The 14,694-nt window shown below is 62.9% G+C and carries 10 protein-coding genes and 1 riboswitch; of the genes, 7 read left to right on the top strand and 3 right to left on the bottom strand.

Going from position 1 to position 14,694, the window contains the following annotated elements; all coding sequences use genetic code 11:
* Positions 1 to 16: 16 nt before the first annotated feature.
* Positions 17 to 835 (top strand): M48 family metallopeptidase, encoded by an 819-nt coding sequence (locus DM807_RS14330; protein WP_012270511.1) that lies wholly within the window; start codon positions 17 to 19, stop codon positions 833 to 835.
* A 42-nt stretch (positions 836 to 877) separates the two neighbouring features.
* Here the strand turns inward: DM807_RS14330 and DM807_RS14335 are convergent, their stop codons facing one another.
* The 3 genes from DM807_RS14335 to DM807_RS14345 form a co-directional block, all read right to left on the bottom strand.
* A complete protein-coding gene (locus DM807_RS14335) occupies positions 878 to 1,462 on the bottom strand; it encodes a TMEM165/GDT1 family protein (RefSeq protein WP_012270512.1) in 585 nt (194 codons plus the stop codon).
* Positions 1,463 to 1,548: 86 nt separating this feature from the next.
* Positions 1,549 to 1,689: riboswitch (yybP-ykoY riboswitch) on the bottom strand.
* Positions 1,690 to 1,728: 39 nt separating this feature from the next.
* Positions 1,729 to 2,727 carry a methyltransferase gene (locus DM807_RS14340; RefSeq protein WP_012270513.1) on the bottom strand — a complete coding sequence of 333 codons (999 nt, stop codon included), beginning with the start codon at positions 2,725 to 2,727 and terminating at the stop codon, positions 1,729 to 1,731.
* A 54-nt stretch (positions 2,728 to 2,781) separates the two neighbouring features.
* On the bottom strand, positions 2,782 to 3,747 hold the full coding sequence (locus tag DM807_RS14345) for a 2-hydroxyacid dehydrogenase (RefSeq protein WP_012270514.1): 966 nt from the start codon (positions 3,745 to 3,747) through the stop codon (positions 2,782 to 2,784).
* Between the two features lie 161 nt (positions 3,748 to 3,908).
* Here DM807_RS14345 and DM807_RS14350 point away from each other — a divergent pair, with 161 nt between their 5' ends.
* From DM807_RS14350 to DM807_RS14375, 6 genes are all read left to right on the top strand, one after another.
* Positions 3,909 to 5,591 carry a fatty acid--CoA ligase gene (locus DM807_RS14350; RefSeq protein WP_060515595.1) on the top strand — a complete coding sequence of 561 codons (1,683 nt, stop codon included), beginning with the start codon at positions 3,909 to 3,911 and terminating at the stop codon, positions 5,589 to 5,591.
* A 331-nt stretch (positions 5,592 to 5,922) separates the two neighbouring features.
* Positions 5,923 to 7,809 (top strand): DUF1302 domain-containing protein, encoded by a 1,887-nt coding sequence (locus DM807_RS14355; protein WP_012270516.1) that lies wholly within the window; start codon positions 5,923 to 5,925, stop codon positions 7,807 to 7,809.
* A 25-nt stretch (positions 7,810 to 7,834) separates the two neighbouring features.
* Positions 7,835 to 9,199 carry a DUF1329 domain-containing protein gene (locus tag DM807_RS14360; RefSeq protein WP_012270517.1) on the top strand — a complete coding sequence of 455 codons (1,365 nt, stop codon included), beginning with the start codon at positions 7,835 to 7,837 and terminating at the stop codon, positions 9,197 to 9,199.
* A 292-nt stretch (positions 9,200 to 9,491) separates the two neighbouring features.
* Positions 9,492 to 12,209 (top strand): winged helix-turn-helix domain-containing protein, encoded by a 2,718-nt coding sequence (locus DM807_RS14365; protein WP_179027477.1) that lies wholly within the window; start codon positions 9,492 to 9,494, stop codon positions 12,207 to 12,209.
* Between the two features lie 159 nt (positions 12,210 to 12,368).
* Positions 12,369 to 13,976 (top strand): tetratricopeptide repeat-containing response regulator, encoded by a 1,608-nt coding sequence (locus tag DM807_RS14370; protein WP_012270519.1) that lies wholly within the window; start codon positions 12,369 to 12,371, stop codon positions 13,974 to 13,976.
* Complete coding sequence (locus DM807_RS14375) at positions 13,973 to 14,665, top strand: sensor histidine kinase (protein WP_012270520.1); 693 nt, start codon at positions 13,973 to 13,975, stop codon at positions 14,663 to 14,665. Before DM807_RS14370 ends, DM807_RS14375 begins: the two co-directional genes overlap by 4 nt.
* Positions 14,666 to 14,694: the final 29 nt, after the last annotated feature.

Below are 14,694 nucleotides of genomic sequence, written 5' to 3' on the forward strand. Positions count from 1 at the left end.
GATAGGGAGTGTTTTCATGCGTAAGTCTTTTGTCGTCAGCCTGCTGAGTGCTGGCATCCTGCTGGCCGGCTGCCAGGCGGTGAACACCACCAGCGGCGGTGCTGTTGGCGTCGAGCGTCAGCAGTACATGTTCAGCATGCTCTCGACCGATGAGGTCAACCAGATGTACGCCCAGTCGTACCAGCAAACCCTGGGTGAGGCCTCGAGCAAGGGTGTGCTCGACAAGTCCAGTGCCGATGCCAAGCGGGTGCAGGTCATTGCCAACCGACTGATCGCCCAGGCGCCCAAGTTCCGCCCGGATGCCGCGCAGTGGGACTGGCAAGTCAACGTGATCAAGAGCGACGAACTCAACGCCAACTGCGGCCCGGGCGGCAAGATTATCGTCTATACCGGCCTGATCGATCAGCTCAAGCTCAGCGATGCGGAAATTGCCGCAGTGGTAGGGCACGAGATTGCCCACGCCCTGCGTGAGCACAGCCGCGAGGCCATGTCCAAGGCGTACGGTGTGGAAATGGCCCGCCAGGGTGCCGGTGCCATCTTCGGCCTCGGCCAGAGCAGCATGGCCATGGCCGACACCGTGGTGAACTACGCCATGACCTTGCCCAACAGCCGGGCCAACGAAAACGAGGCCGACCTGATTGGCCTGGAGCTGTCGGCGCGTGCCGGTTATGACCCGAATGCCGCGATCACCTTGTGGAACAAGATGAGCAAGGCTTCCGAGGGTGCACCGCCTGAGTTCATGAGCACTCACCCGGCGTCGGAAAGCCGCATTGCTTCGCTGCAGGCGGCAATTCCGAAGGTGATGCCGCTGTATCAGGCCGCGGCCAAGCCGTAACTGTGTGAACCCTGGGGCCGCTTTGCGGCCCCGCTTCCCTGCTTAACCTACCCAGCCACTGGCCTTCATTGCCGAGTACACGGCCACGATCGCCAGGACGAAGAACGCCGTGGCCGCCAGGCGACGAATCAGCGTCAACGGCAGTTTGTCTGCCGCGAAGTTACCCGCCAGAACCACCGGCACGTTGGCAATCAGCATGCCCAGGGTGGTGCCGAGGATGACCATGATCAGGTGCGGGTACTGTGCTGCCAGCATCACCGTGGCAACCTGGGTCTTGTCACCGATTTCGGCCAGGAAGAACGCAATCAGCGTGGTCAGGAACGGCCCGAAGCGGCGTGCCGGGTTCTCGTCGTCATCCATCTTGTCCGGTACCAGGGTCCACAGCGCTGTGGCGGTAAAGCTCGCGGCCAGGATCCAGTGCAGTGCCGAGTCGCTGAAGAAACTGCCGAACCACGCCCCTACGGCACCGGCCGCCGCATGGTTGGCCAAGGTGGCGGCGATGATGCCGGCGATGATCGGCCAGGGTTTGCGAAAGCGAGCCGCGAGAATGAGCGCGAGCAGTTGCGTCTTGTCGCCGATTTCGGCGAGGGCAACGATAGCGGTGGGGACCAGCAGAGATTCCAGCATCAGGATTCCTACGGGGCGGGTCGACACGGCTATGACACGTACAGCCTCCCCGCCCCGGGTAAGGTGTGCGTGTCATAGGTCTTGTCAAACCCTGGATCCGTCTATGCGGATCTCTCCATGCAGGCTGGCATGGCGGGTCGCACGCGCCATGGTCTGTGGACCAAGTATGTTGACGCGTACCGGGCGAGCTGGGTGCTCGAGGGAGACTACTCCCCTAGGACGGTGCGGATTCTGCCTAGGCAAAACGCTTTCGGCAAGCGCTGTTTTTATCCGTGCGTTGCCTGATAGATGCGGAAACCATCGGCCTCGTCGCGTACCTGGCAGTTGCCCAATGCCCCTTCGATCAGCGGCTGGTAGCGCAGGAAGCTGTTGGCCACCAGGCGCATTTCGCCACCTTTTCGCAGATGAACGGCTGATTTTTTCAGCAAGTTCTCCGAAGCCTGATAGTTGGTGTGTACGCCGGTGTGGAACGGCGGGTTGCTCAGGATAAGGCTCAGTTCGGTGGGGGCTGCGTCAATGCCATCTCCGCTGATCACGTCGCCTTCCAGGCCGTTGGCGGCCAGCGTCAGGCGGCTGGCGGCCACGGCGAAGGCATCCACATCCAGCATGGTCACCCGGCTTTGTGGGTAACGGCGCTTGAGCGTGGCACCCAGCACCCCGGCACCACAGCCAAAGTCCAGCATGTGGCCGTCGGGTAGGCCATCGAGGTGTTTGAGCAGCAGGGCGGTACCCCGATCGAGGCGACCATGGCTGAATACACCCGGCAGGCTGACCACTTGCAGCGGGCCGTCTTCCAGGGCCAGCTCGAAGCGCTCGGCCAGGCTTTCCAGCGGTTTTGCCTGCGGTGCCTGGTCGATGGTCACTTGCCACAGTTGGCAATGGCGAGCGCTGTCCAGCTTGCGTGGCTTGCCAAAGGCCTGCAGCTGCTTGGCCGCCCCTTCGATGCCGCCGCGTTTTTCGCCGACCAGGTACAGCTCGCGGCCGGCCAGGCGCGACGCCAGGGCGTTGAGCAGGTAGGCGGCCAGCTCGCGGGACTTGGGCAGGAACAGCACGGCACTGTCGAAGGGCAGGTCGGGCGGCTCGACCGCATAGTGGCTGCGGCCGGCAAAGCGGCTGTCGAGCATGGCCTGATCGCCGGCATGCCAGGTCCAGGCCTGGGCCTGGGGCAACTGGCCGAGCAGGTCGTCGGCGGGGGCGCCAGCGATCAGCAGCGGCCCCTGGAACAGCTCTGCCTGGCGGAGCAACACTTCACTGCGCGGGTCCATGGACGACGCCTCCTGGAAAAAAGTGGCGCAGTGTAGCAGAGGCCGGCGCCGGGCTCAGCTGACCACGCGGCGTGGCTGACCAGCGAAGAAGGCCTGGGCGTTTTCGCTGAGCTGGCCAACGATGCGCTGGCGCGATTCCACCGCGCCCCAGGCGCTGTGCGGGGTGATGATCAGGCGCGGGATGTCGGGTTGGAGCAATGGGTTGCCATTGACCGGCGGCTCCACACTCAGCACGTCGGTGGCCGCGCCGCCCAGGTGGCCACTGCGCAGGGCGTCGGCCAGTGCCTGTTCGTCGATCAGGCCACCACGGGCAGTGTTGACAACCAGTGCATTGCGCTTGAGCAGGCCCAGCTCGCGAGCGCCGAGCATGTGCCGGGTATGCTCGTTCAACGGGCAGTGCAGGGTCAGCGCATCGACTTGCGGCAGCAGTTCGTCAAGCGGCAACCGGTCGGCGCGCTCCGGGCGACCGGGAATCTGCCCGCTCAGCACGCGCATGCCGAAGGCTTCGGCCAGCCGTGCCACCGCGCCGCCCAGTTCGCCGTGGCCGAGCAAGCCGAGGGTTTTGCCTTCCAGTTCGACGATGGGGAAGTCCAGCAGGCAGAACTGGCTGGCCTTGGCCCACTGGCCGTCGGCAACCGCCTGGTTGTAGTCGCACAGACGCGTCGCCAGGGCCAGCAACAGGGCGAGGGTATGCTGAGCGACTGACGGCGTGCCGTAGCCCTGGCAGTTGCACACCGTGATGCCTTGGGCGCGGGCTGCTGCCAAGTCGACATTGTTGGTGCCGGTGGCGGCCACCAGAATCAGCTTGAGCTGCGGGTTGGCGGCCAGGGTCGCGGCGTCGAGCATGACCTTGTTGCTGACCACCGCGACGGCGCCCTGCAGGCGTTGGCTTACCTGGTCCGGGCGGGTTGCATCGAACAGTTCGAGCTCATCGAACTGGCTTCGTAGCGGGGAAAGGTCGAGGTCACCAAGATCCAGGGATTGGTGGTCGAGAAACACAGCGCGACGCGGGCTGGGCATCAGTAAGGCTCCGTTGGCAGGGCAGGGATGATCCATCACTCGGACAATGCCACTCATACCCCGCGTAGCCAAATCATTCCTTCGGCTGATTTAGCCGTCACATTGGCGAACTACAGTGGTTACCACATTTGTCTGGCCCGCTTTTCAGAAAAGGGATACCCATGTTGCAGACCCGCATCATCAAGCCCGCCGAGGGCGCCTACGCCTACCCACTGCTGATCAAACGCCTGCTGATGTCTGGCTGCCGCTATGAAAAGACCCGCGAAATCGTCTACCGCGACCAGTTGCGGCTCACTTATCCACAGCTCAACGAGCGCATCGCACGCCTGGCCAATGTGCTGACCGAGGCCGGGGTAAAGGCCGGTGACACCGTCGCGGTGATGGACTGGGACAGCCACCGTTACCTGGAATGCATGTTCGCCATTCCGATGATCGGCGCCGTGGTGCACACCATCAACGTGCGCCTGTCGCCCGAGCAGATCCTCTACACCATGAACCACGCCGAAGACCGCGTGGTGCTGGTCAATAGCGACTTCGTCGGCTTGTACCAGGCCATCGCCGGGCAGTTGACCACCGTCGACAAGACCCTGTTGCTGACCGACGGCCCGGACAAGACCGCCGATTTGCCCGACCTGGTCGGCGAGTACGAGCAACTGCTGGCCGCCGCCAGCCCGCGCTACGACTTCCCTGACTTCGACGAGAACTCGGTGGCCACCACCTTCTACACCACCGGCACCACCGGTAACCCCAAGGGTGTGTATTTCAGTCATCGTCAGCTGGTGCTGCACACACTGGCCGAGGCCTCGGTCACCGGCAGTATCGACAGCGTGCGGCTGCTGGGCAGTAACGACGTGTACATGCCGATCACTCCGATGTTCCATGTGCATGCCTGGGGCATCCCTTACGCTGCCACCATGCTCGGGATGAAGCAGGTGTACCCTGGGCGCTACGAGCCAGACATGCTGGTCAAGCTCTGGCGCGAGGAGAAGGTCACTTTCTCCCATTGCGTGCCGACCATCCTGCAGATGCTGCTCAACTGCCCGACTTCGCAAGGGCAGGATTTCGGCGGCTGGAAGATCATCATTGGCGGCAGCTCGCTCAACCGCTCGTTGTATCAGGCCGCTCTGGCACGTGGCATCCAGCTGACTGCTGCGTATGGCATGTCGGAAACCTGCCCGCTGATCTCCGCCGCCCACCTTAACGATGAGTTGCAGGCCGGCAGCGAGGATGAGCGTGTTACCTACCGCATCAAGGCCGGTGTGCCGGTGCCACTGGTCGAGGCAGCCATCGTCGATGGCGACGGTAACTTCCTGCCAGCAGACGGTGAGACACAAGGCGAGCTGGTGTTGCGTGCGCCGTGGCTGACCATGGGTTACTTCAAGGAACCGGAAAAGAGCGAGGAGCTGTGGCAGGGTGGCTGGCTGCACACCGGCGATGTCGCCACCCTCGACGGTATGGGTTACATCGACATCCGCGATCGCATCAAGGATGTGATCAAGACCGGTGGCGAGTGGGTTTCCTCACTCGACCTGGAAGACTTGGTCAGCCGCCACCCGGCGGTGCGCGAAGTGGCGGTGGTGGGGGTGGCCGACCCGCAATGGGGTGAGCGTCCGTTTGCCCTGCTGGTGGTGCGTGATGGCCACGCCATCGACGCCAAGTCGCTGAAGGAGCACCTCAAGCCGTTTGTCGAGCAAGGTCACATCAACAAGTGGGCGATTCCAAGCCAGATCGCCGTTGTTACTGAAATTCCCAAGACCAGCGTCGGCAAGCTCGACAAGAAACGCATCCGCCAGGACATCGTCCAATGGCAGGCCAGCAACAGCGCGTTCCTTTCCACCTTGTAATTACTTTGCGGGTCGTGTGCGTCAGAACGCGACCCGCATGCTAGAGAGGTTGGCGCCTTGCCAAATGGCAAAAATGCGCCATCCTTGAGCACTGCCAGCACGCAATCGGGACAAATAGCAGCGAGTTGGCGGCATGGAGCGCAAATCACACTTTAGAGGGATCAAGCGCCTGTGCCTTGCTGGCTATAGTCGGGGCCAGGGGATTTTCAGGAATGGGGGAGGGCAACACGCGCAAGCCGTGTCGCCGCGGGTGCAAACCTGCAAACCGGTCGCTCGGGCCGTTCTTGAAAGGACTCACTGCCATAACAATAAAGTACATGGAGTAGCGTCGATGAAATCTGCAAACCTGTTCTGGCGCCGGGCCAAGTTGCCCTTGGCCGTCAGCCTTGCTTCCACGCTCGCAAGTCCTGCTTTCGCTGTCAGCTTCAACATGGGTGAAATCGAAGGCCAGTTCGACTCGTCGCTCTCCATCGGCGCCAGCTGGTCGACGGCCAACCCCAACAAGAACCTGATCGGGGTGAACAATGGCGGCAAGGGCCTGTCGCAGACATCCGACGATGGCCACCTGAACTTCAAGAAGGGCGAAACCTTCTCCAAGATCTTCAAAGGCATCCATGACCTGGAGCTCAAGTACGGCGACACCGGCGTGTTCGTGCGTGGCAAGTACTGGTACGACTTCGAGCTGAAGGACGAAGGCCGCGAGTTCAAGGACATCAGCGACTCCAACCGCAAGGAGGGCGCCAAGTCGTCCGGCGCCGAGCTGCTCGACGCCTTCGTCTACCACAACTACTCCATCGGCGATCAGCCCGGTTCGGTGCGCTTTGGCAAGCAGGTGGTGAGCTGGGGTGAAAGTACCTTCATCGGCGGCGGCATCAACTCGATCAACCCCATCGACGTGTCGGCGTTTCGCCGCCCAGGGGCCGAGATCAAGGAAGGCCTGATCCCGGTCAACATGTTCTACATCTCCCAGAGCCTGACCGACAACCTGTCGGCTGAGGCCTTCTACCAGCTTGAATGGGACCAGACGGTCGTCGACAACTGCGGCACCTTCTTCTCGCAGCCGGACATCATTGCCGACGGCTGTACCGACAACCTGCGCGTGCTGAACAGCAGCCGTACGGTGCCGGGCGCGGCCCAGCAATTCCTTGCTACCCAGGGCGTGAACATCAACGAAGAGGGTGTGATGGTGCGCCGTGGCGCTGACCGCGACGCGCGTGACAGCGGGCAGTTCGGCGTGGCCATGCGCTACATGTTCGAGCCATTGGACACCGAATTCGGTGCCTACTTCATGAACTACCACAGCCGTGCGCCAATCTTCAGCGCCACCGGCGCCCCGGCTTCGGTGTTCTCCGGTATCGCCGGCCTGCCGGCACAGCTGCGAGCCTTGGCACCCTTGATCGTGGCGGGTAATTCGCAGTACTTCGTCGAGTACCCGGAAGATATTCGACTCTACGGCCTCAGTTTCTCCACCACCTTGCCAACCGGCACGGCATGGAGCGGTGAGATCAGCTACCGGCCCAACGCGCCGGTACAGTTGAACACCACCGATATCCTGTTTGCCGGTGTTCGTCCTCTGGGCGGCGCACTGACCAATGCTTCGCTGCTGGCGGGTACACCGGGCCAGGACCTGCACGGCTATCGCCGTAAAGAGATCACCCAGTTCCAGACCACCTTGACGCACTTCTTCGACCAAGTGATGGGCGCTAGCCGCATGACCGTGGTGGGCGAACTGGGCGTCACCCACGTCGGCGGCCTGGAGAATGCGCACGATACCCGTTATGGCCGCGACCCGGTGTTCGGCCCTGGCCCATTGCCGTCCACGGGCGGCGCGGACACCTGCCAGGCACTCAACGCCAGCACCATCGCCGGCGCCGGTGCCGGTGCATCCACCACCAACCTGAACCGCAAATGCGAGAACGATGGCTACACCACCAGCACATCCTGGGGTTATCGCGCCCGTGTCATTTGGGATTACAACGACGTATTCGCTGGGGTGAACCTGAAACCGAGCGTGGCCTGGTCGCATGACGTGTCCGGCTACTCGCCGGGCCCTGGCGCCAACTTCGAGGAAGGCCGCAAGGCTGTCAGCCTGGGCTTGGATGCCGAATACCAGAACACCTACACGGCAAGCCTGTCGTACACCAACTTCTTCGACGGCAAGTACAGCACCGTGGATGACCGCGACTTCGTCGCCCTCAGCTTCGGCGTGAACTTCTAAGCATTCAGATCCAGGACGACACGACATGAACAAGACCAGAAGTCTGCTGCAAGCCGGTGTGCTGGGCCTGTCCCTGCTGGCGACCAGTGTCATGGCTGCGGTATCCGCTGACGAGGCGGCCAAGCTGGGTAGCACCCTGACCCCAATGGGGGCGGAAAAGGCCGGCAATGCCGACGGCTCCATCGGCGCGTGGGAGCCGCTGTCGAAAACGGCGGGCAGCGTCGACGGCAAGGGCTTCCTGTCCGACCCGTACGGCAGTGACAAGCCGCTGTTCACCATCACGGCGCAAAACGCCGACCAGTACAAGGACAAGCTCTCGCCAGGCCAGCTGGCCATGCTCAAGCGCTACCCGGACACCTTCAAGATCCCGGTGTTCAAAACCCATCGAGGTTCAACCGTCCCGGCCGATGTGTTCGCGGCCATCAAGGAAAACGCCACCAAGACCACCCTGGTCGAGGGCGGCAACGGCCTGAACAACTTCCGCACGGCGGTACCGTTCCCGATCCCGAAAACCGGCCTGGAAGTGATCTGGAACCACATCACCCGCTACCGTGGCGGCAGTGTCAGCCGCCTGGTCACCCAAGCTACGCCGCAGCAGAACGGCTCGTTCAACCCGGTGTACTTCTCCGACCAGTTCGTCTTCCGTGACAAGATGAAGGACTACGACCCGAACAACCCAGGCAACATCCTGTTCTACTTCAAGCAGGAAGTGACCGCGCCCGCGCGCCTGGCTGGGACCGTGCTGCTGGTGCACGAAACCCTCGACCAGGTGAAGGAGCCGCGCAAGGCGTGGATCTACAACGCCGGCCAGCGTCGCGTGCGCCAGGCGCCGCAAGTGTCCTATGACGGCCCGGGTACCGCTGCCGATGGCCTGCGTACCTCCGACAACCTGGACATGTTCAACGGTGCACCTGACCGCTATGACTGGAAGCTGGAAGGCAAGAAGGAGCTGTACATCGCGTCGAACGCCTTCAAACTCGATGACCCCAAGCTGAAATATGCCGACATCATCAAGGCCGGGCACATCAACCAGGACCTGACCCGTTACGAGCTGCGCCGCGTGTGGCACGTGGTCGCAACCCTCAAACCGGGCCAGCGACACATCTATGCCAAGCGTGACTTCTACATCGATGAAGACACCTGGCAGGCTGCCGTCATCGACCAGTACGACGGCCGTGGCCAGCTGTGGCGCGTGTCCGAGGCCCACGCCCAGCCGTATTACAACGTCGAGGTGCCGTGGTACACCCTGGAGGCCATCTACGACCTGCAGTCCGGTCGTTACCTGGCCCTGGGCATGAAGAACGAAGAGAAGCGTGCCTACGACTTCGGTTTCAGTGCCAGCAAGGCCGACTTCCAACCAGCGGCGCTGCGCCAGTCGGGTATTCGCTAAGCTGAACACCACTAACTCCGTGTGATCCCCAGAACGCCCCGGCTTGCCGGGGCGTTTCTATTTTTCTGTTCTGGCCTCTACGCGGTCTTGCCCGCGAAGAGGCCAGAACAGGCAATAAATCTGCTGAATACCCACCCACACCCCCGCTACGGCCTCTGTCCATCAGCCATGTTGCTTTTTGTCGCAGTCTTTTCCGTGGCAATTGCGCCCATCATCTTCAAATGCGCCGCGTTACCCGCTAGTCTCGCAAACATCCATACCGCCGTAGTCTTCCAACCAGAACGAGCCGGCCATGACAGATCTGTCCCGTACGCATGGATTCGCGAGTCAGGCCCTGGGCCTGCTGGACGGGCGTTTCTTCCGGCCTCCGTTGCCGGACGGCCATGTGCCGCGCCAGCGTCTGTGTCAGCGTCTGCACGCCGGCCTGGGCGGGCGGCTGCTGCTGGTCAATGCCCCGGCAGGTTTCGGCAAAAGCTCCCTGGCCATCGAATTTTCCGAAGCGCTGCCCGAACACTGGCGCAGCTTGTGGCTAGGCCTGAGCCAGCGCGACGCCGACCCTGGCCGCTTCCTTGAACGCCTGCTCGAAGGCCTGCAGCAGTACTGCCCAGCACTGGGCGGCCAGGCCATGGGGCTGCTGAAAATGCGCCAGCGCCACCAGCCGTTCGCCTTCGAAGAGTGGCTCGACGGCCTGCTCGACGAGCTGGCGCTGTACCTGCAAGCCGATACGCCGCTGCTGCTGGTGCTGGACGACTATCACCTGGCCCAGGGGCCGGTGCTTGACCGCTGCCTGCAGTTCTTCCTCAATCACCTGCCCCCCGGCCTTGTGTTGCTGGTTACCAGCCGCCAGCGGCCAGACTGGCACCTGGCGCGCCTGCGCCTGTCACGGCAGCTGGTCGAGCTCAACGAGCAGGACCTGCGCCTCACCGCGGATGAGGCGCTGGCAGTGATTGGCCGCCAGCCCACGGGCCTGCGCGGTCAGGCCCTGGACAACCTTATTCAGCGCAGCGACGGCTGGGTGGCCGGGTTGCGCTTCTGGCAGCTGGCGGCCAGCGACAGCGCTGACGAGCAAGCCTTGCCCCAGGCGCTGCATGGCGGCGAGGGCCTGATCCGCGACTACTTGCTCGAAGAAGTCATCGACATGCTGCCCGTGGACGTGCAGGCCTTCTTGTACGAAACCGCCTGCCAGGAGCGTTTCTGCGCCCCGCTTTGCGATGCGCTGCGGGGCCGCCACGACAGTGCCGCGATCCTGCGCTTCCTGCAGGCGCATCAGGTGTTCCTGGTGCCGCTGGACGAGCATGGCCACTGGTTCCGCTATCACCACTTGTTCTCCGACCTGTTGCGCAGCCGCCAGGCCAGCGAGCCGCTAGCTGGCCTGCACCTACGGGCCTGCCGTTGGTTCGAAACCCAGGGCCTGCTGGACGAAGCTGTGGAGCAGGCCTTGCGTGCCGGCCACCTGGATGTCGCCGCAGACCTGGTGCAGAGCCTGTCCGAGGAGCAACTGCTGGCCGAACAGAACGTCGGTATGTTGCTGCGCTGGAAGATGGACCTGCCCGACAGCCTGCTGATCAGCACGCCACGGTTGATCGTGCTGTACAGCTGGGCGTTGGGCCTGGCTTGCCAGCTGGACGCAGCCGAGGAACTGGCCGGCTACCTCAGCCGTTTTCTACCCGCGCCTTCGGCAACCGCGCAAAAGTCGATGCTGGCCCAGTGGCTGGCGCTGAGTGGGGTCATTGCCCGTGGCCGTGGCGACCGCGAACGCACCCTGGCCTATTGCGGCGAGGCGCTACAGAGCCTGCCGAGCAAGCGTTATGGCCAACGCCTGGTGTGTTTGTCGACGCTGTCCAACCTGGCCATTGCCGATGGCGACTTCTGGCGGGCCCGAGGCTGGAACCGCGAAGCCCTGGAGCTGGCCCAACGGGTCGGCAACCCGTTGTTCGAGGCCCTGGCCCATTACGACCGGGCGCGAGTGCTGCACGCCCGTGGCGAGGTGCTGCGCGCACTGGACGAAGTGCGCCAGGGCCTGCAACGCCTGCAGGGGCTTTCGGCGCAGCGGCTGTATGCCGTGCGTGCGCGCCTGACGCTTTACGAAGGCTACCTGCTGGTCTCACGCCTGCAGCCGGCCCAGGGCCGAGCACGCTTGCGTGCAGGGCTGGGCGAGGCGCGGGCGTGCCGAGACATCAGTGTGCTCATCGGTCATTGCGTGATTGCCACGCTCGATGGCCGGGAAGGGCACTTTGCCGAAGCCTTTGCCGAATTGGCCGAGGCCGAGCGCCTGATGCATATCTGGGACGTGCCCCCGGTCTATTACCTGGCCATGATTACCCTGGTCAAATGCGAACTGTGGCTGGCCCAGGGGCGAACCGACCTGGCAGAGTCCTGGCTGCTGCGTCTGGGCCAGACCTACGGTGGCGAGCAATCGGCAGCAGCACCGGAGTTCCACCCGCTGCTGCCGTTGCATATTGCGTTGCAGCAGGCTTTGCTCGAGCGCATCCAGTTGCGTGGCGAGGATGCCGTGCAACGCCTGGCAAGCCTGGTAGCGCGTGGCCAGGCCAGTGGCGGCATGATGCTCACCGTCAGTGCTCTTTGCCAATGGCTTTCCCAACTGCTGGACGAAGGCAGGGAAGGGCAGGCCGCGCAGTTGCTGCCAGGTTTGCTGGAGGCAGCCCATGGCGGTGTGCTGCAACCGTTCCAGCCAATTCTGGAAAAGCACCCGCAATGGCTTCATGAGCAACTGCAGCCAGCGGCCGCTTGCCCGGTTCAAGCCGAACTGCTCAAGCACCTGCCGCCAGTGCCCTCCGCCAGCACAGGCACCGGCGAGGCGCTGAGCGGCCGCGAACTGGCCGTGCTCGAACTGATTGCCCAGGGCTGTTCCAACCAGCAGATCAGCGAGCGGCTGTTCATTTCCTTGCACACCGTGAAGACCCACGCCAGCCACATCAACAGCAAGTTGGGGGTTGAGCGACGCACCCAGGCGGTGGCAAAGGCAAAAACGCTGGGGTTGCTGGCGTGATACTGGCTCTGCAGGTCATTGCTCGTTAAAGTAATGGCATGAGGCCATGGTTTGTGGCCGGTAATGCTCTACCCTCATCTTTCCCGACCGGCTGCCGATACAGCGATCGGTGGCATCGCCTCGCGCGATTTTTCAATCATTCCAAGGCAGGTCGTGTTGATGCTGCAGTACGGGCAAAAGAGCTTTCTGATCGTCGACGATTTTACCGACTTTCGCACGTCGACCCGTTCCATGTTGCGTGAGTTGGGCGTGCGCGACGTGGACACCGCTGACAGCGGCGAGCAGGCGCTGCGCATGTGCGCGCAGAAGCGCTATGACTTCATCCTGCAGGACTTCCACCTGGGTGACGGCAAGAAGAACGGCCAACAGGTGCTCGAAGACCTGATCATCGACAAGCACATCAGCCATGAGTGCGTGTTCATCATGGTCACTGCCGAGAGTAGCCAGGCCATCGTGCTCAGCGCCATCGAGCACGAGCCCGATGCTTACCTGACCAAACCCTTCAACCGGGTTGGCCTGGCGCAGCGCGTCGAGAAACTGTTCCAGCGCAAGACGCTGCTCAAACCGATCCTGCAGGCGCTGGACCGCAATCGCCCGGCTGAAGTGCTGGCCGCTTGTGCCGAGTTGTGCAAGAAGGACCCGCGCCTGGCACCGCTGTGCTTGCGCTACCGGGCCGATGCCCTGCGCAACCTCAACCGTTTTGAGGAACTTGAAAAGTTCCTCAAGGCCATCCTGGCCAGCCGCCCGCAGCCGTGGGTGTACGCCGCGTTGGGTGCACTGATGCACAAGCGTGGCCAGAACGCCCAGGCCCAAGGTGTCTACGAGCAGGCGCTCAAGGCGTTCCCGATCATGCCAGGCCTTTACGATGGCATGGCCGAGGTGCTGGTGGCTCAGGGTGATACCCGACGCGCGCAGAACCTGCTTGAAGAAGCCGTACGTTTATCGCCTCTGTCTGTGCGTCGGCAATCGACGCTGGGCAAGCTGGCGCTGGAAAACGAAGACTTCGAGAGTGCATCGAAGGCGTTCCGCCATGCGGTGAATCAGGGCCAGAGCTCGCGCTACAAGGACGCCGAAAACAACCTCGGCCTGGTGCAGGCGCTGATGAGCAAGAACGCAGGCTTCGGCCTGGATGCCCGTACCCGTGTCGAAATCAACACCACGCTCAGCGAAGTGGCCAAGGAAAACCCCGAGGACCAGGGCTTGCAAGTGCGTGCGCGGATGATGAAGGCTGCCAGCCTGCAGCAGGCGGGCGACCCGGAAACAGCCGGCAAGCTGACCGAACAGGCGATCCAGCGCCTGGACAAGATGAACCAGTTCTTCTCGGTCGATTCGGCCCTGACCGTTGCTGCGCAGTTGCAGGCAATGGGGCAGGAAGCCGCCGCCATCGGCGTGCTGAAGAGCTGTGTGGAAAGTTATGGCGATGACCCGAAGGTCATGGAAAAAGTGGGCAAGCTGACGGACGACCCCAGCGTGCTCAACGCCATTACCGAAGCGGTCACCCTCAATCGCCAGGGTGTACGCAGTTACCAGGGAGGGCAGCTTGGCGAGGCGTTGCAACTGTTCCGCAAAGCGCTGGGTATGCAGCCGAAGAACATCAGCATCGCCCTCAACACCGCCCAGGCGCTGCTGCGCATCGGCGGTGACAACCCTCAGCCCGCGATCATGCAGGAATGCCAGGACGCCTTGACCAGCGTCGCCGGTATCCCTGCCAGCGACAATCGCTATGACCGTTACCGCAAACTGCACATCCGAGTGTTCGGCGCATGAATCAAGACAATCAGGGGCTGGATTTTTCCACGGTGATCGCCTCCACCGTGCACGACCTCAAAAGCTCTCTGTCAGCGCTGATCCAGTCCCATAGCCAGTGGGTGGAGCGCTTGCCCGAAGAGCTGCGCGGTGGTGCCGAGCAGGGGATCATGGAGCACGAGTTTCGCCACCTCAATGGCATGCTGGTACAGCTGCTTGGGCTGTACAAACTGGGCATCAACCAGTTGCCGGTGTGCCCGGACTACCACGAACTGGATGATTTCATTGAAGCGCAGTTGGCGGCGCACCAGGAAGTGCTCAAGCACAACGACATCCTCGCCACCTGGCGCATCGACACCGACAACCCGCTTGGCTTCTTCGATCGTGAGCTGGTGGCCTCGGTAATCGCCAACGTCATCACCAACGCCACCCGCTTTGCCGGGCACGCCTTGCTGATTACCATCGAAGAGGCCGACAACCAGTTGGCTATCTGCGTCAACGATGACGGCCCGGGTTATCCCAAGCACATGCTCGAGCGCCAGGAGGAGTACATCCAGGGCATCGACTCGACCAGCGGCAGCACCGGCCTTGGCCTGTACTTCGCGGCGCGGATCGCGGCACTGCATGAAAGCGGCGGGGTGCGCGGGCGGATCGAGATCTCCAATGGCGGGGCGCTGGGGGGTGGGTTGTTCAGGTTGTTCCTGCCTTAGGCCGGCAGAGCATGGCGTTGGATTTTCAG

This window comes from Pseudomonas hunanensis (assembly GCF_013393325.1).
GTDB classification, from domain to species: Bacteria; Pseudomonadota; Gammaproteobacteria; order Pseudomonadales; family Pseudomonadaceae; genus Aquipseudomonas; species Aquipseudomonas putida_P.

Bases quoted from the DNA above. Each gene is read 5' to 3' on its own strand.
- DM807_RS14360 (WP_012270517.1), top strand. From the start codon at position 7,835: ATGAACAAGACCAGAAGTCTGCTGCAAGCCGGTGTGCTGGGCCTGTCC.
- DM807_RS14355 (WP_012270516.1), top strand. From the start codon at position 5,923: ATGAAATCTGCAAACCTGTTCTGGCGCCGGGCCAAGTTGCCCTTGGCC.
- DM807_RS14340 (WP_012270513.1), bottom strand. From the start codon at position 2,727: ATGGACCCGCGCAGTGAAGTGTTGCTCCGCCAGGCAGAGCTGTTCCAG.
- DM807_RS14345 (WP_012270514.1), bottom strand. From the start codon at position 3,747: ATGCCCAGCCCGCGTCGCGCTGTGTTTCTCGACCACCAATCCCTGGAT.
- DM807_RS14375 (WP_012270520.1), top strand. From the start codon at position 13,973: ATGAATCAAGACAATCAGGGGCTGGATTTTTCCACGGTGATCGCCTCC.
- DM807_RS14330 (WP_012270511.1), top strand. From the start codon at position 17: ATGCGTAAGTCTTTTGTCGTCAGCCTGCTGAGTGCTGGCATCCTGCTG.
- DM807_RS14370 (WP_012270519.1), top strand. From the start codon at position 12,369: ATGCTGCAGTACGGGCAAAAGAGCTTTCTGATCGTCGACGATTTTACC.
- DM807_RS14350 (WP_060515595.1), top strand. From the start codon at position 3,909: ATGTTGCAGACCCGCATCATCAAGCCCGCCGAGGGCGCCTACGCCTAC.
- DM807_RS14365 (WP_179027477.1), top strand. From the start codon at position 9,492: ATGACAGATCTGTCCCGTACGCATGGATTCGCGAGTCAGGCCCTGGGC.
- DM807_RS14335 (WP_012270512.1), bottom strand. From the start codon at position 1,462: ATGCTGGAATCTCTGCTGGTCCCCACCGCTATCGTTGCCCTCGCCGAA.